Here is a 17,102-nt window from a genome sequence, read left to right as displayed (position 1 = left end):
ATAGTCGCAGCCAACATCGGACCTTCAATTATCATCCAGATTTGCGGCGTGAGCCGCCCATAACGTCTCCACTGCCCATGTTCAAGCGCGCCATCAAACTACTTCGCTCTCCCGCCCCGCCTTCCGAGCAAGCTGAACCCGTTGCAGAAAATGCGGCACCGAACCTCCCACTCTCGCTGGATTCCCTCTATGCGACGATGGCTCCATACCATCAACAAAAGCGCTGGTTGGACCTGTTCTTCGAGTTCCTTGTTCTCGACGTGGTAGGGCAGCTACCCGCCGAGACCCAGGAATCAATCGGCGCACTGATTGCCAAACATCCGGTGTTCTTCGCGGACGCGGGAGGCGACTGGCGGACGGGTACAAGGAAGGCGCTTCATTTGTCCGAGACCATCGACGTTGCAATCCTTGACCTCTGGTTCATCAACAGCGCGAAAGCGAGCGAAGCAGGCGGGCTCTACCACCCATGGAGCTTCGCGAAGGACTTCCTTCAACAATATCTAGCAGACGGCAGCCAGGTGGATGTTTGGGAAGGCGATGCCTTTAAGCTCGCGCAGGCGCGCATTGCCGCTGCGCGGGCCGCTCCTCTGCACTGAGGGAGGTCCGTTATCGAGACAGCCGTGAGCGGCCAGTAGGAGTCATTCGCTTAGGGCGGTCACTGCGGAACGAACTTTCAGCGAAGGCCGCATCGCCTACTGACTACCGTCCCCAACTTCCAACACCCCACTTCGCGACATGTCATTGCTGAGACGGCCTCTGCTAAGCTCGATCCGACAATTTGAATTACTTGCCTTTGTACGACGATTGGATGAATCAGGCTGTCGCAACGCGTAACTCCTTACGGGAAAATAATGGTCACGGAAGCTGCGCTCAAACTACTCAGGGCCAAGGTCCTCGACGATATGGCGCAATACATGGCGGATTTCCGCACGCCACCCAAAGGAACTACCGTTGGCGAGCCATGGGGCATCGAGAAAATCTCGCAAGAACTCGACAAAATGCGCAACTTGCTTGTCGAGCCGTATGAGACCCGATATGACTGCGACGACGCCCTCATACCGGCCCAGGACCGGCTGCCGAAAGGCAAACGGAAAGCTTACGTTGTCGCCGAAGACATTTGCCATCGACTCTTGTTCGATGAGGATGCCGGTGACTTTGTCCTCGTTCAGCAATCGGCCGACGGCACGTGGTGTTCATGGGGCATCCGCGGAGACGCTTCGAGCTCCTTCCTTGCCCGATAGATACATTTCTCCCTATTGATTTCCCGGAATGCACTACGCCGGCGTGCAAATCAAGGCTGAAGCTAGCGGGATCCATTACTTGACTAGTGCGCCCCCTTGGATTGACGAAAGTCGCTTGAGAGTCGGCAATTGCCTCCGGCACCCGCAACGCATCGAGGGCAGCGACCGGCCAAAAGCGGTCTGTCGACATAGCTACTTGCCTGGTCGATACAATGGGCTCAAAGCCGGCCATAATGCGATGAAAGCGGTTTCAAAAGCTAACGTTTCGACTTGCCATCTTTCTGACAACACCATCGCTATGCGACTCCAGACCCTTAAATTGGCAATTCTGCTTGGATTGCCGACAGTCACCCCCTTGGGATGGGCTGCCGAGATTATTCCTGCGGAACCAAATTGGGTTGGAAAATACTGCTCCGAGCTTTCCCCCATTTATCCGAGTAGAGCTCGCGCAAGCGGCATGGACGGAGCGGTTCTCTTTGCCGTCGAATCAGATGGGCAGGGTCATGCGAAAGTCATTCAAGTCATTCAGAGCTCAGGCTATCGCGTCCTCGATGAGGCGGGATCTAGAGCTGTAGAAGCAGTGACTTGTCCCGCCGATGGCGTTGTTCGAAGTAGCACGCAAAAGATCGTATTCCAGCTTCATTGATGGGCGCTTGAGAGCAGGTTGATCGTCCGCTTCGGGTCGGCTGCTAACACGGCCACGCAACCGAGGCGGCGAGTCGGCCACTAGCCGCCCTCCCATATTAGCCGCGACGATAGGAGATACATGTCCACAGCATGGAACAAGAAAGGATGTCCGACGTGTCGGGGACAGTGGGAATCGGGCCAGCGGCCCGTCGAATTGGCCGTCAGTCTCACGCTGCACTCCCGATTGCATCGCTGCTCTGCTTGCGAAACGTATTGGGAGCAGCATGAGCGCTTCGCTGACACAGTCGATGAGGCAGAGGCGCGACGTCTCTATCCGGAAGCGTTCCCCCTTTGACGTCTACGACGTGGCGCAATGCCGCCGTGACGTCGCGCGTGGCAACGTCCGTTTCTGAGACACACGGAGGACAGCTATGGGTCGTTCTGCGACGGTCGTGGCTGGCCGGCGGCCTTGGCCTCCATGATTTCCCCCAATAGCTAGTAGCTACCAGCTATCCTTGACGTCGGGAGGCGTCCCGCAGCCCCCGCCCCGACGTTTGAGCAAAGCCTGGACATGGTAGCTATCAGATACCAATGACGCGTGTGCGCTTGTGGCCCGCTCGCCGCGTGTGGCCATCGCGGCTTGCCGGTAGAGACTCTGCCCTGTATATATATACAGTTATGATGCAGACCGCCAAGCGACCTTCCCAGGCAACGGACCCCCAACTGAGCCTCCTCCCGGATCCGCCAGCAGTGGATGGGGACGCCCTGCTTGCTCCGTCCGCGGCGGCTGTGCCAGCACCTCTGGACGCCCCGTGTCCCGAAAAGTCGGGGGCGGAACCCGTTGTGCGTCCGCTCGACGATCCGGCGTCGATTCACCCTTCCCTTTGGAGGGCCAGCCAGCTTGCTCGCTCGGTAGGCAAGGTTGTGCCGAGCCTGATCGAGGCGCTGGACCAGGAGCTGCCGGGCAGAGGCTGGGCAGCGGGTTCAGTCGCGGAGCTGATCGTCAGGCAGCCCGGCGTCGGCGAACTATCAATAGTGCGCGGCGCTCTTCGCGCTGTGGCCGACCGCGGCCGCCCTATTTGGTTGGTGGGGTGCCCCTTCGCTCCCAACGGGCTCGAGCTATCCCGCGATGGCCTGGCCGAGAATGTGCGCTGGGTAAAAACTGAAACGCCTTCAGACACCCAATGGGCGTGCGAGACCATCCTTCGATCCAATGCCTTGGGCGCCGTCATTGCGTGGCTCCCCCGCGCCCGGGCGGAGAACATCCGTCGACTGCAGGGCCTCGCCGCCGCCACAGAAGCGCTGGTCTTTGCGGTACGCACGCCGGCAGCCGCCAACGACGCCTCGGCTGCGCCTTTGCGGCTCTCGATAGAGCCGGCTCCCGGCGGTTTGGTCAGCGTACACATTCTGAAGCGCCGGGGGCCAGCTGCCGCATCCCCCTTATTGTTGTCATTGCACCGACCGGCGTATGTCGACGAGATCCGTACGGCGAACGCGGGGCTGTCCGCCACGTCGGCGCCGCCCATCGTTTCTAACCCGCAAATTCCCGCAACGGACCACGCGGCGCGAGAGAGGGCTGGCGAGCACGCGACATAAGCTTGGCGGGGCCTTAGTCACACCGAGCATGCGGCTACGGACATGCCCTTGACTTCGGATTCAGCGGGGTAGGCTGAAGGAGCGATCACCCTTACCCAAAGCTCCATGCCGCTTCAGTTGGACCTCTTCCCGCGCAACACCGCGATTGCGTTCGACCCATCAGTGGCGCCCCTCCTGCTTCTCGCATGTTCCGGGCGGAAGGCAGAGTGCCGCGCGCCGGCGCTGCAGCTCTACCAGGGCGTCATGTACCAGACGCTTCGGGTCCATGTTCGGGCCGAAGCGAAGCCAGAGGTCGTAATCCTGTCAGCCCGGCACGGTTTCATCGCACCGGATGAAGCGCTCGAGCCGTACGACCAGCGAATGTCTGCTGCCCGAGCAGACGAGCTGCTCGCAGCCATGCACCGGGGCATCACGCAGGTTTCATGGCCCCGCCGGGCCGGCGGCGTGTTCATGGTGGGTGGAAGGGAGTACAGGCGCGTAATGCGTGCCGCGTTGCGGCTGGTAGGCGCGAGCGATCTCCCCATCCAAGAGGTTTGTGGAGGGATTGGCCATCATCGTGCCCAGCTTGCGCACTTTCTTGATCGGCAACGCCCCGCCTTCCAGGATCAGATTGGTTCCCATCCCAACGGCCGCCCGCTGTTTCGCCGCTACGGCTCGGTGTCGGTTGGAGATCGCGTCGTGTTCACCGAAGCTGGCCCGCGCCCCCCGAAATGCGCCGTCCTGACCGAGTTGTTTGTCGGACCGGCCGGACCTACCGCCAGTGCGGACGTGGAGGACATTGTTGCAGGCCGACCTAAAGTGGTCTCGCGATGGATCTCGCTTGCCGGCGTGCGGCCAGCTGCCCTGTCCGGGAGTGAGCGCCCCGCAGTTGCGAGCTATGATCGCATCGGAGATGCGGTGGGGTTGTCGGGGAAGGCAAATTTCAGTATATAAATGCCTATGGATACACTCTGGCTCTCCGACCCCGTGCGCGCCTATGCCGACTGGCAGGAGCGCGAGGCCGCCGGCGCCGATCGGCGGCCTTTCGCCGAACGCTCCATCGTCCAACACCGGGCAATGTTCGACCGATTCCACCGGCATATCGTGCGCCACAACGCCACGCTGGCCAGCTTCGGCCCCGACAACATCGATGCCTTCTGGCTGGATCCCGACTCGGCGAGCTATACGCCGGCGACACGGATGCGCTACCTGAAGCTGATCGACCGGCTGTGCCGGCACCTGGTCAATGCCGGCGTTCGCGCTTCCAACCCTGCCGCTGATCTGGTCCGGGATGGACGGTGGCCAACGGACGAGCCGCCTCCCCTATTCCTGGACGAAGACGTCGACGCACGGCTGCAGGACTATGTGCAGCCGTGCGCGGCCGACGATCTGACGCAGCTTCGCCGCCGCGCCATCGTTGCGCTGTTCCTCGGAACCGGGGTGTCAGCCAGCGAGGGGCGGAATGCCACGCTGCATGACCTGCATCCCGAGGCACAACCACCCTACCTTCACGTCCCAGGAAAAGGTCCGAAGATGCCACGGACGGTCCACCTCGATGCCTTCGCCGCCGCGCCGCTGGAAGCATGGCTGAAGGCACGGCCCCAGATGGGCGCCGACGGGGACAGATTGTTCACCCTCACAAGCGCCGGAACGCCGATCACCGACATGAGCTTTGGAATCATCGTCCGGGCAGCCCTCGAAGCCATCGATTACCGTGCACCCGATATGAGCCCTCGGATCCTGCGCAACACCTACTGCCGGCGCGCGCTGCTGCAGGGTATGGCGGCCGACGACGTTAGCCGCCGCCTAGGGCTGGCGAGCAATCGCACTGTCGACCGCATGCGCTCGACCATCATGGACTGACGACGCGGCTGATGGAACGCCCCTCCAGTAACAGTCCCTCGCGCTCGGAGCGCGCCTTGGCCAAAATGGTCGCCGTTTCCGCCGCCCAAGGATTGGTATGCCTGTCCACCGAGTGGCAAGGCGTAGGAGAAAAGTACCGGTTTCAGTGTGGACAAGGCCATCAGTTCGAACGCGCCGCAATGGCGTCCTCTACAAGGCCTCTGCCTGTCCGGAATGCTCTCGTAGTGGCGCGGCGTCGAAATTCGACAATATTGTTACGAAACGTGGTGGACAGTGCCTAAGCGGTGGATACCACGGCGGCGCCGTGCCGCACCGGCTCCGGTGTAGCCACGGACACGAGTGGAGCTCCCTTGGGAGCAGCATCCTGCAGGGCAATTGGTGCCCCGATTGCGCAGGTAAGCGCGGTCGGGCTGCAAAAGGGCCTCCGAGGAAATATGGACTGGCAGACCTACAGGCAAAGGCGGCCGAGTATGGTGGCAAATGCTTGGCGACCTGGTTCGGTACCGCTCGGGCCCATTACCCTTTCGAATGTGCATCCGGTCATCAGTGGGACGCCATTGGCTACAAGGTGCTACGGGCGGGCAACTGGTGCCGAGTTTGTACAGATGCGCGCCTGGCCGCGAAGAGAACGGATGCCGACGGCCTGAGTCGCCTCAAATCCGTTGCCCGGGCACGCGGCGGCGTCTGCCTGAGCGAAAGCTACCGCGGGGCGAACCAGCGCTACCAATTTCGCTGCGCGGTCGGACACCAATGGGTGGCGCTGGCCACCAACATCCTGCAGGGCCGGTGGTGCCGGACTTGCCATAACGAATCGCTCAAGACTGGCATCGAGGCCATGCGTGCGCTCGCCAGCGAACGTGGCGGCCGATGTCTCTCCGATACATACGACAACGGGAAAGCAAAGCTCACGTGGGAATGCCACCATGGCCACGTCTGGCAGGCCAGGTCCGAGAGCATCCGGGCAGGACATTGGTGCCCGTCGTGCGCAATACAGAGCACCATCCGCGCCAAGAACGCGTGGAAGCACAAGCGATACGAGGCCGTCAGAAACGCGCTGCCTGTTGACCTGGGTGTCTCGTCATCCGAGTGCGACAAATAGACACAAAACTGCCGGCATATCACCTTGCAAGGATGGGCAGGATTTCGATATGCTCGCCGCATCCGGCAATGGTGCCGGTTCTCGCATAGGAATGAGCATGGCAACGAAGAAGACGGCCGCACCGAAGACCGCGGCAAAGAAGTCGGCCCCCGCCGCCAAGAAGGCAGCGCCGGCTGCGAAGAAAGCCGCAACGGCCCCGGTGGCGAAGCCCCTGAAGGACACCTTTAACAAGTCTAGCTTGCTGGCCCACCTGGTTGCACAGACCGAACTGGACAAAAAGACCGTGCAGACGGTGCTTGCCCACCTCGAGAACACGATTGTCGGCGCCGTGCACAAGAAAGGCGCGGGCGAATTCACCCTTCCCGGCCTGTTCAAGGTTTCGGCCATTCAGGTGCCGGCCACGAAGAAGCGCTTTGGGAAAAATCCCTTTACTGGCCAAGACCAGTGGTTCGCGGCCAAGCCGGCCAGCGTGAAGGTGAAGGTCCGTCCGCTGAAAAAGCTCAAGGATGCAGCGCTGTAAACCTTGAACGCTTTTGTACTAGAGAGGGAGGCGCAGCCTCCCTTTTTTATTTCGGTCTCATTTCCAGATTAACGGCTGCCACCCGATTCCCCGACCGTTGCTTCTTCGGGTTGGCTTGGACAGTCACCCGGACGCCCGGGTAAATGGTGCGCGCCCAATCCCAAGCGGCACTCACCTCGGTGAACCTCTGACTATGCCCCGCCGTCCCATCGTCGAACAAGGGAGTAGCGTGCCAGTTCTGATTAACCGGGATGACTGACACACGGAGGGCTTGCTTGGGCGGACTCATGGTGGGGACCGGTGTGTGACACATACTGGCACAGCTGTGCCATATAACTATGTCGGCAATGCAGCCCCAACACTTAACCCTGAATGAGACGAAGGGAGGGCTAAAGGCAGAGTTCGGCCAGTTTGAGACATCGTGGCGGCGCCGTACTGAAAGACTCAGTCGGCCGATCATTGGTCAATGACTACGGACACCCTATGTTCCTCGTTTTCGAAGTTGAAAAATCGGCGGCAAGCGGACGAATGAAGGGGTAACGCTCCCGAGACAACGGCCGTGCCGTGATGATTCCGATCCATGAAGCTATCTCCAGTCCTGTGTGGCTATCCAACCTTGTGTGACATCCGGGCAGGCAGGGCAGCTACGACGCCGTGCGTTGCCCATCCACGGGTCTGCCGTCATTGACGGAAAAGCTGGTTTTGCAGAAGCAGCCATGACGTCATCACGACGAGCCCGCCAATGAAGAGGTTGGCGAAGAGGAACACTAGCAGGGCGCCCTTGGCAAACACGGACGCGGGGGCAAGTACCGCGGCCTGCAGGCATCCGAGGGCCATGGCGGTAACGCCAAAGCTGAAGGCCCAGAATGCGGGACTGGCACCCGATGCGGAGAACCATCGCGCCAGCCGGGCGAGGAACAGGAATTGAAGCACCCCGTATCCGTAGAGCGCGTAGAACGGCCAGTCCATCGTTCCTTCGCTGATCGCCAGGTAGGCGACCGCGGCAACGACGGGAGGCGCCAATTGAATGCCCAGCGTTGGGCGAATCGCCTTCGGAAGTTCCTCGCCCAAATAGAGCCGGTAGGTAATCACTGACTCAAGGGCGAACCATGAGAAAAGCCCCGCGCCGAAGAACATCTTGCCTGCGTCGGTCCAGCCTGCCGCGCTCAACGCGATGGCAGAAACGAAGTTGCCGGCCACGGTCGGGAGATACATCACCGCAGTCGTATTGGAGAGCTCGCGGCCGCCTCGCAACATGCCGCCGGCTCTGACTGTCGAGAATGCCAGTTGAGCAATGACGGCAGATACGATCAATGTTCGGCCAAGCACAGGCAGCTCGCCGGATATCCAGACGGCGACGAGCAGGGTGGCCACTGGAATAAGCCCGATAAAGCAGCACCCTATCGGATGACCGGCTTCGGCGCGTGCTTCCACCCGGCAAAAGATCCATTTGGCGGCGTAGCCGGATAGAAGGATTGCCCACAAGACAGCAGTCAGGCCGAAAAGGGTGTGATAGATGACCTCGCCGGTACCCCAAAGTGTATGCGCGACCTTCCAGCAATTGGCAAGCCCCGCCATGCCGAGAACGATTCCGAAAGAGGATGCCGGAATCGAAATCCTGGATGGTGTCGGGGCGGAGAGTGAAACTGCCGAGTTGGATGACATTATGGTTCTGGGATATGGGCAACGATCGGCTTGATCGCCTGGGAGTGGTTTGACGATAGTTGGCTGGTCATGCCGTCCTACCTGCGATCCGCAGGCAGGAGTGGGTAATCATGGAGACGAGCTGTCGAGGAGGGCATCGCTATCGGGCGCTGCGGGGTGCTTGGAGACCGGATGAAAGCCATGCATTCCCGGCCACACTGTTTCTCGACCGCTACGTGATGATGAATGGCATTTGCCGCATACGTTTTCCAGTGAGCCTGAACAGCGCGTTCGCGACCGCGGGGGCGAGACCTGGTACCCCGGGCTCGCCGAGACCCGAGGGAGGGGCTTCGGATGCCACGAAGAACACGTCGATTTGCGGTGCGTCTGGCATTCGTGGTGGCGGGTAGTCTGGGAAATTACTGTTCTTGACAACACCATTCTCCATCTCGATGGCGAAGCCTGGCTTCATCATCGACATCGCGAAGACGCACGCGCCCTGTACCTGAGCTTCCGCCGCTAGTGGGTTGACGACACGGTTCGCATGCACACCGGCCGTGACGCGATGGACGCGAGGCTCCCCTTCTTCCACGGAAACCTCGACGACATACGCAACGGCTGTATCGAATGACTCGTGCAGGGATACCCCCCAAGCGCGCCCTTTCGGCAACTTGCGCTTGCCGTAGCCTGATTTCTCCACCGCGAGTTCCAGCGCCGCGCGATGGCGGGCATGCTTCTTCGCATCGAGTCGCGCCAAGCGCCACGCCACGGGATCCTGCCGTGCCATCGTCGCGATCTCGTCAACGAGGGTCTCTTTGACGAAACCGGTGTGGGTATTGCCGACGGAGCGCCACCAGAGCACCGCGACGTCGACCTTGGGATGATGGGCCGTCAGGTGCAGCGGTAGTCCGTAGTCATTCTGGACAATGCCTTCGGTCATGGTCGAATCGATGCCGTCCTTGACCAAGGCCGATTCAAAGGGCGTTCCAATAATGATCGACTGCCCCACAATCGTATGCTGCCACGCCACGACCTCTCCTTTCGCATCGAAACCCATGCGCGCCCGGTGTACGTGCAGGGGACGGTAGTACCCGCCCTTGATATCGTCCTCGCGGCTCCATATGACCTTGAGTGGCGCGGTGTGCCCGCTCTCGATCCAGGCGCGCAGTACGCCGGCGGCCTCGGCCACATAGTCCGCGGTGGGTACGGCGCGTCGACCAAAGCCGCCGCCCGCCATGACAGTATTGAGCCTAACTTTATCCGGCGGCAGGGAGAGCGCCCGGGAAATCGCGGCATGATCGATCGTCTGGAACTGCGAACCGATCCATGCGGTGACACGGGTGGCCTTGCTGCCCTCGAACTCCGCCTGAAACGTGCAGTTAAGCGACTCCATTGGCGCGTGCGCAAGATAGGGGAGTCGGTATTCGGCTTCGATCACGCGAGCAGCCTGAGACATGGCCATCTGGACATCGACGCCCTCCGGAGATCGCGCAACCATGCCGGGTTGCTTCGCGAGCTTGCTGTACTCTTCAAAGAGCACCTTGGTGCTGACCCTCGATCCACTGTCTTCCCATGCGATCTGCAGCGCGTCGCGCCCCAGCTTTGCTGGCCAGTAGCCGCTTGCGACCACGGCAACGCCGGTACCGCCCCTGTCCACGGGAACCAGCATCACGGCGGCCACGCCCTTGATGGCACGCGCCTTGTCGGCGTTGAATGATTTGACCTTGCCGCCGAAGCGTGGCGGGTGTGCCACGACGGCTACCACCATGCCCTTGATGCGGGTGTCCAGTCCAAAGACCGCGTCTCCGCGCAACTTCGAGGCAGCATCCAGCCTGGGTGTTGGCTTGCCGATGATGTGAAACTGCGACGGGTCTTTCAATGTCACGTCCTCGGGTACGGGAAGGCGCATTGCCGCACTGGCAAGTTCTCCATAGGTTGCGCGATGCGTACCCGATGTAACGACGCCTTGCAACGCGGCGCAACTGCCCGGGTCGACCTTCCATTGCTGTGCCGCGGCGGTCACGATCATGGCCCGTGCCCTAGCACCGAGCTCACGGTATTGCTGGAACGAATGTGCCAGCGCCGTTGAGCCACCTGTCATCTGGATGCCGAAACCGGGATCGCGATAGGCATCTCCGGCCGGTGCAAGGACAGAACGCACGTTCTGCCAGTCAACGTCGAGCTCGTCGGCCAGGATCATCGGCAATGCGGTATGAACACCTTGACCGAACTCAAGACGGTTGACGGCGATGGTAACGATGTTGTCTGGTGCGATGACGATAAAGGCCTGCGGCGGCGAGGGTGGGTGCTTTGCGGCATCACCTTTGGCTTGCGCCGCCACGCGGGGTGTTGCAATTCCGAGCGCCAACCCTCCGCCGGCGACGCTTGCGAGTTTCATAAAGCTGCGGCGCGAAACGGGTCCAACTGTGGGTTCCCCGGAAAGATGTGTGCCGCCGGCAAGTGTCTCAATGCCATGAAATCGCATGGTCTTCCACCCTCAGGCCAGGACGCGTGCGGCGTCTTTGATGGCCGCACGAATCCGTTGGTAAGTTCCGCAACGGCAGACGTTGCCTGCCATGGCTTGATCGATATCGGTATCTGTCGGCCTGGGCTTGGCACGGAGCAGGCTCACCGCACTCATTACCTGTCCGTTCTGGCAGTAGCCGCACTGCGCAACGTCATGCCTGATCCACGCGTCCAGCACCACTTTTCCAACCCTGTCCTCGCCCATGCTCTCAATCGTATTGATGGGCATTCCTGCCGTTGCGGAGATCGGCAAGACGCAACTGCGCGTGGCTGTCCCGTTGATGTGGATCGTGCAGGCGCCACACGCGGCCACGCCACACCCAAATTTGGTCCCGGTCATGCCGAGATCGTCGCGCAATGCCCAAAGAAGCGGCGTCGACGGATCGGCGTCGACGTCAACCGTCTTGCCATTGATGTTCAAGCTGGTCATGGTGATTTTTCCTGATGTGTCGCGTCAGCCTCGGCGCAGATTCCGCCGTTTTCTTGCCGGGCAGGCGGCGCGCGGCAGTCCAGGCCCAGCGCGGCCATTTCGGCAGCCCCGGCAATCAGCACGATTGCCCAGATTGAACCGGTACTTAGAATGACAGCCCCCAATGCACTGCCAATGGAGAACCCGAGATACATCGTCGAGGTGTTCAACGCGAGTGCAAGGGGTGCCTGCGCGGGGCTTCCGGCGGCAATCAGCCGCGCCATTTGTGCGGGGAAAAATGCCCATACCGTGAAACCCCAGGCAGCAATGCCAGCGAGGGCAGGGATGAGCGCGTTGCCGGGCGTCAGCTGTGTGCATAGCGCGAGAATCCAGAACGCGAGGCCGAGCCCCAGGAGCGAGAGCCGCGCAACGCGGCCCGAGCCGAATCTGTCGTTCAAGGCGCCGCCCGTCGTTACGCCAAACGCCGCGGCCAGGCCCCACATCGAGACGGTGGCGTTGACCCCGACGACGCCGAATCCAAGCACGTCCGCGAGGTAGGGGGCGATATACGGATAGACCGTGTAGGCGCCAATCGACCAAAAAAGGCTGATCGAGAGCAGCCTGAGGATGGTTGGGTGTCGAAGGACCGAAACGCGTTGTGTGAGCGTCGCGACTGGGATGCCCGCTCCCGCTTGTCTGGAGACGCCAAATAGCACACCGAAAATCGCCGCCATGCTCATTGCTGCGACCGCCAGGAAGGTCGAGCGCCAGCCAAACGCGTGACCGACCAGCGCGCCAAGCGGCAGGCCCAGTGCGATGGCGATCGTCATCCCCCCGCTGACGATCGCGAGGGCCATTCCGCGCTTGACAGGAGAGACAATGACACCGGCCAGCGCATTCGCATTGGGGACATAGAGTCCCGAGGCCAACGCCATCAGGACCCTGGCGGCCATCAGGATCCTAAAGTTTGGAGACCATGCTGCCAGCACGTTGCCAACCGAGAAAATGACCATTGCCAGAACCAGCGTATCGCGACGTCTCCATCTGCTCGTCAGGACGGTGGAGATCGGGGAGCTGACGGCCATCGTGAGCGTGAAAACGACAACGAGCAGCGCGACTTCGGAAACGGACATCCGGAAGTCTGCTGCAATAGTCGACAGCAGCGGCGCGATCATGAAGCCTTCGGTGCCGATCGCGAAGGTGCCTAGCGCCAGGAACATCGCAGGCACCATCGACCCGCTGATGCTGGAAGATTCCGCTGCTTTGACGGGAGCCGCCGGCGATGTGCTTGAATGACTGGACACGATGGTTCTCCTGGGACTGAGGCGCCCACTGATGGCGCCGCCGGACGGCTTGTCAGACCGGGATCGGATGCTCGGCAATGCTCTGGTTGAACGCGTGGACGAGTTCGTGCTCCCCAAGTCCCGGGTTGTTACGCAACGCACGAATGGATTCGACGAAGACCTCGGGTTCTTCAGTGGCAAGTCCTTTCATGGTCTCCGCGATAAACGCATCGAGCGGCATTGCGCGCGGGTCGCCGCTCTTCTTCACCAGATCCGTATCGACCCATGGTGGCGCGATCTCCTGAACAGACACGTTCGTGTCACGCAGCATGAAACGCTGTGACAGCGCGTACGAGTGCAGCGCTGCCTTGGAGGCGGAGTAGACGGCATTCGTCGCGATCGGCACATAGGCCAGGACCGATGTGTTATAGATGACGGTTGCACGCGGTCGATTCTTGAGGTGCCCGATAAGCATCGAGGTCATTCGCACCGGGCCAAGCAGATTAGTCTCGAGAATCTTGCGGGAAAGCTGATCATCGACGGGCATCGAGGGGTCGTCGAACGGCATGATCCCCGCGTTGTTGATCAGGACATTGAGCGTCGGATACGTTTCGATCAGCGTTTTTCCCACGCTTGCCACATCGTCCTGGTCGGAAATATCGAGTTCGATTCCGTCAATGCCGGGGTGTGCGGCCGAGATGGCGTCGAGCAAGGACTTGCGTCGTCCTGCAACGATGACCTTGTTACCCAGGCCATGGAAGGCTATGGCGAGGGCGAGGCCGATGCCGGAGGTTCCTCCGGTGATGAAGATGGTGTTGTCTGTGAGTTGCATGGTTGTGTCCTTGTATTCATGGGGCCGGCCTTTCGCCGGTACGGATTCGCCATCTCATGTGAGGCATTCCGGCGTGCGCTCGCATGTCATTCAAGCGGGTGTTCCACGACGTCTTGGGCGAGATGGGCTTGCCGCGGCTGTCTGGTGCCAGCGGCTGGAAGGAGCACCGGCCATTCAATTACTTTTGCGACAGGATCCACCGCGCCAACAAACCGACGTCGGCATCGGGGACCTGTGGTTGCGCAGGCATGGGTACCGCTCCCCACTTGCCGCTGCCACCATCCTTGATGCTTGCCGCGAGGTCACTGGCGCTTTTGGAGCCGTTCTTGTACCGGGTGGCAATCTCCTTCCAGGAAGGTCCCACCAGGCGAGTGTTCGCCTGGTGGCAGCCGACGCAGGCATACTTCTGTGCAAGCCCCTCGCTGGCGTTGGCACTGTGACTGGGACCGGCGACGACCACGGCTAGCGTGGCAAGTCCGAGAGCGATCGTCTTTTTCATTTGCGGGGACTCCATCTGGAACTCTTGGGAAGGGCTTCTGCCGGCGACGATTGCAAGCAAGCTGGCAAGTGGAGACAACGATACGCTGGCGATGATCGGCCCGACGGACGTATAAGCGGAAATTCCGGACACGCTTGCCGACAAACCGGTATCAGGACGTGAATCACGCAAATCCGGACATAACGGCGACCCAGGCTTGACGTTGCCGCCGCTGCTCAATACATTGGGAAGTCAGATATTGGTCGTCATTTCAAGGCGAACACGTAATGCGACAGATCGGCTTGATACTAGAGAACGGGTTCCAGGTCATGGGGCTCTCCGCGCTTTCGGCGTTTGAGCTTGCAAACACCGAACTCGGTCAGGATGCCTATCGGATGACCATCCTTTCCCAAAATGGTGGAACGGTTCGTTCGACGATCGGCGTGGGCATCGAGACCACCACATTGGGCGACATGCCCGATACCTTGATGGTGGCGGGCATTCGGATACCGGGTCCGTTAAATCCTGAACTCCGGTCCTACATCTCGCGAGCCGGCTCCGAGGCGCGACGGGTCGCGGGTGTATGCACCGGGGCGTTCGTGCTGGCCGAAGCCGGGTTGCTCGACGGCAAGACTGCCACTACGCATTGGCTGCACGCCCGACGGCTGCAGGAACGCTTTCCGGAGGTGCGGGTCGACGAGGACCGGATTTTTGTCCAGGATGGAAACATCTGGACCTCGGCGGGAATGTCCGCGGCCATGGACCTTGCGCTCGCATTGATCGAAAACGATCACGGCGCCGCACTCGCGCGCAATGTGGCACGGCGGCTGGTCGTTTACTTCCGGCGTCCGGGGGGGCAGTCCCAATTCTCAGCCTTGCTGGAGCTGGAGCCGCGTACCGACCGGGTGACGCGTGCGCTGACTTACGCCAAGGAGCATTTGCGCAACCCCTTAACGGTCGAGGAGTTGGCCGACGCAGCAAGGCTTTCGCCGCGCCAGTTCAGCCGGATCTTTCGCGAGGAAACTGGGCAGTCTCCTGCGAAGGCGGTCGAGATGCTTCGACTCGAGGCGGCCAGAGCTATGCTTGAGGATGGCCGCCACCCCATGGACACGGTGGCGAGAGACGCCGGCTTCGCAGACCGTGACCGGATGCGCCGGGCGTTCGTGAGAGCCTATGGCTTGCCACCAAGCAGCCTGCGCCGCAACGCGGCTTTTGCCGACGCCGAATCGATGGAATGACCGGAAGGGCTGCGGATATGTCCTTTTGGAACGCGGCGAACGACGTTACGCTTGGTCCATCACATGACCAACCGAGTTCTTCATGACCCGATCGCTTTATGCCGAAACCCCTTATGGTCGGCTCGCACTGCGCGAAGCTGGGCCGCATGGGGGAATACCACTCGTCTTGCTGCAACGCTTTCGCGGCACGATGGACGACTGGGATCCGGGCTTCATCGAATTAGTGTCTGCCGATCGCAAGGTGATCTGGTTCGATAGTGCAGGTATTGGCAGGTCGGAAGGAAGCGTGCCAGACACAATCGGAGGCATGGCTGCGGTGGCGGCTACCGTCATTGAACGATCAGGCTCGCCGCAAGCGGACGTTCTGGGATGGTCGCTAGGCGGGGTCATCGCACAGCAACTTGTGCTGGATGCCCCTCATCTCGTTCGCAGATTGATTGTCGCCGGCTCCACTCCCGGAGGTGCGCTGGATGGACCAAAGCCGCATCCGCGTGTTCCACAAGTCATGACGCGCCCCACCAACGATATCGAGGACTTTCTGTTCCTTTTCTTCCCTGAGACCGAAACCGCGACCTCGGCAGGACGGGCATCGCTGACGCGAATTGGAGCGTTGCCAGGTCGTGGTCCTTTAGTGACTGCCGAGGCATTCATGACCCAGGTTAAAGCCATCTCCACGTGGCCAGGCGTGCTTCATCGCGCCGATGAATTGCGTCTTCCGATGTTGGTTGCAAACGGCGCGCACGACGTAGTGCTGCCGGCGTACCGTTCTTACGTTCTGTCGCAACAAGCGCCTGACGCGAAGTTGATCCTCTATCCCGATGCTGGGCATGCATTCCTGTTCCAGGAAATTGAGAGCTTCGCGGCCGAGGTTGAGCGTTTTCTTTCCTGAACGCGCAGACCGGGCACATTCTCGTCCGACAGGAATATCGTCTTGATCGGTCAAGACGTGGACGAACCCTGTTCCGACCCAAATACACTGATCAACCTTTAGAACACTGGATACGCGCAATGAACAACATCGCACAATCAATCATCGACGCCCACGGCGGCATCGAACAATGGCGCAAGTTTAGCAAGGTGCGTGCCTACCTGACCCAGCGTGGAGCATTGTGGGCACTGAAAGGCCAGGATGGCGTGCTGGAAAAGACAACAGTGACAGTGGCGACCGACACGCAATGGGCCTCCCATTCTCCATTCGGGACAATCGCTGCCAGGAGCGAATTCACCGGTTACCGTGTCGCACTGATGGATGGGGCGGGGCAAGTGCTCCAGGAACGCAATGAGCCCCGCGCCTCTTTCGACGGGCACGCGTTGGAAACGCCTTGGGACGCCCTGCAATTGGCATTCTTCGCCGGTTGCGCGATGTGGACGTATCTGAATACACCATTCGTCCTCGCCTGGGACGGCGTCGAGTGCGAAGACGTGGGCGAGTGGATGGAGCACGGCGAGCAATGGCGGAAGGTCCGCGTGCATTACGCCGATTCACTGGAGGTATTCAGCAAGGCGCAAGCCATCTACGTAGATGCCGAAAACCTCGTGCGCCGACTGGACTACGACGTGCAGATCGCGGGAAATACGGCAGGAGCCCATTACGTCAGCGACTACGTCACCGTTTCCGGCATTCGCTTCCCGACGCGGCGGCGCATCTATCCGCGCATGCCTGACGGCCATCCCATGGCAGAGCCGCTGGTTGTTTCCATCGACCTCGATCACATCACGCTTCTCTGAACCGGGTCTGCGGCCTCCACCGCCCAGGCAGGTATAGAT

The 17,102-nt window shown here is 60.9% G+C and carries 17 protein-coding genes; 11 read left to right on the top strand and 6 right to left on the bottom strand.

The window, feature by feature from the left end; genetic code table 11:
• Positions 1–77: 77 nt before the first annotated feature.
• From SB751_RS20295 to SB751_RS20260, 8 genes are all read left to right on the top strand, one after another.
• Entirely contained in the window at positions 78–596 is a 519-nt protein-coding gene (locus SB751_RS20295) for a hypothetical protein (protein WP_410748397.1), read from the top strand.
• Positions 597–851: 255 nt separating this feature from the next.
• Positions 852–1,241 (top strand): hypothetical protein, encoded by a 390-nt coding sequence (locus tag SB751_RS20290; RefSeq protein WP_410748396.1) that lies wholly within the window; start codon positions 852–854, stop codon positions 1,239–1,241.
• Between the two features lie 238 nt (positions 1,242–1,479).
• Positions 1,480–1,887, top strand: coding sequence for a TonB family protein (locus SB751_RS20285; RefSeq protein ID WP_410748395.1), 408 nt, complete (start codon positions 1,480–1,482; stop codon positions 1,885–1,887).
• A gap of 824 nt (positions 1,888–2,711) precedes the next feature.
• Positions 2,712–3,464, top strand: a complete 753-nt coding sequence (imuA, locus tag SB751_RS20280; protein ID WP_410748394.1) for a translesion DNA synthesis-associated protein ImuA — start codon at positions 2,712–2,714, stop codon at positions 3,462–3,464.
• A gap of 105 nt (positions 3,465–3,569) precedes the next feature.
• A complete protein-coding gene (locus SB751_RS20275) occupies positions 3,570–4,397 on the top strand; it encodes a DUF6884 domain-containing protein (RefSeq protein ID WP_410748393.1) in 828 nt (275 codons plus the stop codon).
• Between the two features lie 6 nt (positions 4,398–4,403).
• Complete coding sequence (locus tag SB751_RS20270; RefSeq protein WP_410748392.1) at positions 4,404–5,306, top strand: tyrosine-type recombinase/integrase; 903 nt, start codon at positions 4,404–4,406, stop codon at positions 5,304–5,306.
• Positions 5,307–5,790: 484 nt separating this feature from the next.
• Positions 5,791–6,405, top strand: a complete 615-nt coding sequence (locus SB751_RS20265; RefSeq protein ID WP_410748391.1) for a hypothetical protein — start codon at positions 5,791–5,793, stop codon at positions 6,403–6,405.
• Positions 6,406–6,502: 97 nt separating this feature from the next.
• Positions 6,503–6,925 carry an HU family DNA-binding protein gene (locus tag SB751_RS20260; protein WP_410748509.1) on the top strand — a complete coding sequence of 141 codons (423 nt, stop codon included), beginning with the start codon at positions 6,503–6,505 and terminating at the stop codon, positions 6,923–6,925.
• Between the two features lie 681 nt (positions 6,926–7,606).
• Here the strand turns inward: SB751_RS20260 and SB751_RS20255 are convergent.
• The 6 genes from SB751_RS20255 to SB751_RS20230 all read right to left on the bottom strand — a co-directional run bounded on the left by SB751_RS20255 (position 7,607) and on the right by SB751_RS20230 (position 14,118).
• Positions 7,607–8,590, bottom strand: coding sequence for a dicarboxylate transporter/tellurite-resistance protein TehA (locus SB751_RS20255; protein ID WP_410748390.1), 984 nt, complete (start codon positions 8,588–8,590; stop codon positions 7,607–7,609).
• A gap of 211 nt (positions 8,591–8,801) precedes the next feature.
• Entirely contained in the window at positions 8,802–11,054 is a 2,253-nt protein-coding gene (locus SB751_RS20250; RefSeq protein ID WP_410748389.1) for a molybdopterin cofactor-binding domain-containing protein, read from the bottom strand.
• A 12-nt stretch (positions 11,055–11,066) separates the two neighbouring features.
• Positions 11,067–11,525 carry a (2Fe-2S)-binding protein gene (locus tag SB751_RS20245; RefSeq protein WP_410748388.1) on the bottom strand — a complete coding sequence of 153 codons (459 nt, stop codon included), beginning with the start codon at positions 11,523–11,525 and terminating at the stop codon, positions 11,067–11,069.
• On the bottom strand, positions 11,522–12,811 hold the full coding sequence (locus SB751_RS20240; RefSeq protein ID WP_410748508.1) for an MFS transporter: 1,290 nt from the start codon (positions 12,809–12,811) through the stop codon (positions 11,522–11,524). The genes SB751_RS20245 and SB751_RS20240 overlap by 4 nt, the downstream gene beginning before the upstream one ends.
• Before the next feature lie 49 nt (positions 12,812–12,860).
• The gene (locus SB751_RS20235) at positions 12,861–13,619 is read right to left on the bottom strand and encodes an SDR family oxidoreductase (RefSeq protein ID WP_410748387.1); all 759 of its coding nucleotides are present in this window, start codon (positions 13,617–13,619) and stop codon (positions 12,861–12,863) included.
• Between the two features lie 178 nt (positions 13,620–13,797).
• Positions 13,798–14,118, bottom strand: a complete 321-nt coding sequence (locus tag SB751_RS20230; RefSeq protein ID WP_410748386.1) for a c-type cytochrome — start codon at positions 14,116–14,118, stop codon at positions 13,798–13,800.
• Between the two features lie 266 nt (positions 14,119–14,384).
• Here SB751_RS20230 and SB751_RS20225 point away from each other — a divergent pair, with 266 nt between their 5' ends.
• The 3 genes from SB751_RS20225 (at position 14,385) to SB751_RS20215 (ending at position 17,063) form a co-directional block, all read left to right on the top strand.
• Entirely contained in the window at positions 14,385–15,335 is a 951-nt protein-coding gene (locus tag SB751_RS20225; RefSeq protein WP_410748385.1) for a GlxA family transcriptional regulator, read from the top strand.
• An 82-nt stretch (positions 15,336–15,417) separates the two neighbouring features.
• On the top strand, positions 15,418–16,224 hold the full coding sequence (locus SB751_RS20220; protein WP_410748384.1) for an alpha/beta fold hydrolase: 807 nt from the start codon (positions 15,418–15,420) through the stop codon (positions 16,222–16,224).
• A 119-nt stretch (positions 16,225–16,343) separates the two neighbouring features.
• On the top strand, positions 16,344–17,063 hold the full coding sequence (locus tag SB751_RS20215; RefSeq protein WP_410748383.1) for a hypothetical protein: 720 nt from the start codon (positions 16,344–16,346) through the stop codon (positions 17,061–17,063).
• Positions 17,064–17,102 lie beyond the last annotated feature (39 nt).

Origin of the sequence: Cupriavidus sp. SIMBA_020 (assembly GCF_046535395.1) — a bacterium.
Taxonomy (GTDB): Bacteria; Pseudomonadota; Gammaproteobacteria; order Burkholderiales; family Burkholderiaceae; genus Cupriavidus; species Cupriavidus campinensis.
This window is presented reverse-complemented; position numbering and strand designations above follow the sequence as displayed.

Bases quoted from the DNA above. Each gene is read 5' to 3' on its own strand.
- SB751_RS20295 (WP_410748397.1), top strand. From the start codon at position 78: ATGTTCAAGCGCGCCATCAAACTACTTCGCTCTCCCGCCCCGCCTTCC.
- SB751_RS20290 (WP_410748396.1), top strand. From the start codon at position 852: ATGGTCACGGAAGCTGCGCTCAAACTACTCAGGGCCAAGGTCCTCGAC.
- SB751_RS20285 (WP_410748395.1), top strand. From the start codon at position 1,480: ATGAAAGCGGTTTCAAAAGCTAACGTTTCGACTTGCCATCTTTCTGAC.
- SB751_RS20275 (WP_410748393.1), top strand. From the start codon at position 3,570: ATGCCGCTTCAGTTGGACCTCTTCCCGCGCAACACCGCGATTGCGTTC.
- SB751_RS20270 (WP_410748392.1), top strand. From the start codon at position 4,404: ATGGATACACTCTGGCTCTCCGACCCCGTGCGCGCCTATGCCGACTGG.
- SB751_RS20260 (WP_410748509.1), top strand. From the start codon at position 6,503: ATGGCAACGAAGAAGACGGCCGCACCGAAGACCGCGGCAAAGAAGTCG.
- SB751_RS20255 (WP_410748390.1), bottom strand. From the start codon at position 8,590: ATGTCATCCAACTCGGCAGTTTCACTCTCCGCCCCGACACCATCCAGG.
- SB751_RS20250 (WP_410748389.1), bottom strand. From the start codon at position 11,054: ATGCGATTTCATGGCATTGAGACACTTGCCGGCGGCACACATCTTTCC.
- SB751_RS20245 (WP_410748388.1), bottom strand. From the start codon at position 11,525: ATGACCAGCTTGAACATCAATGGCAAGACGGTTGACGTCGACGCCGAT.
- SB751_RS20235 (WP_410748387.1), bottom strand. From the start codon at position 13,619: ATGCAACTCACAGACAACACCATCTTCATCACCGGAGGAACCTCCGGC.
- SB751_RS20230 (WP_410748386.1), bottom strand. From the start codon at position 14,118: ATGAAAAAGACGATCGCTCTCGGACTTGCCACGCTAGCCGTGGTCGTC.
- SB751_RS20225 (WP_410748385.1), top strand. From the start codon at position 14,385: ATGCGACAGATCGGCTTGATACTAGAGAACGGGTTCCAGGTCATGGGG.
- SB751_RS20220 (WP_410748384.1), top strand. From the start codon at position 15,418: ATGACCCGATCGCTTTATGCCGAAACCCCTTATGGTCGGCTCGCACTG.
- SB751_RS20215 (WP_410748383.1), top strand. From the start codon at position 16,344: ATGAACAACATCGCACAATCAATCATCGACGCCCACGGCGGCATCGAA.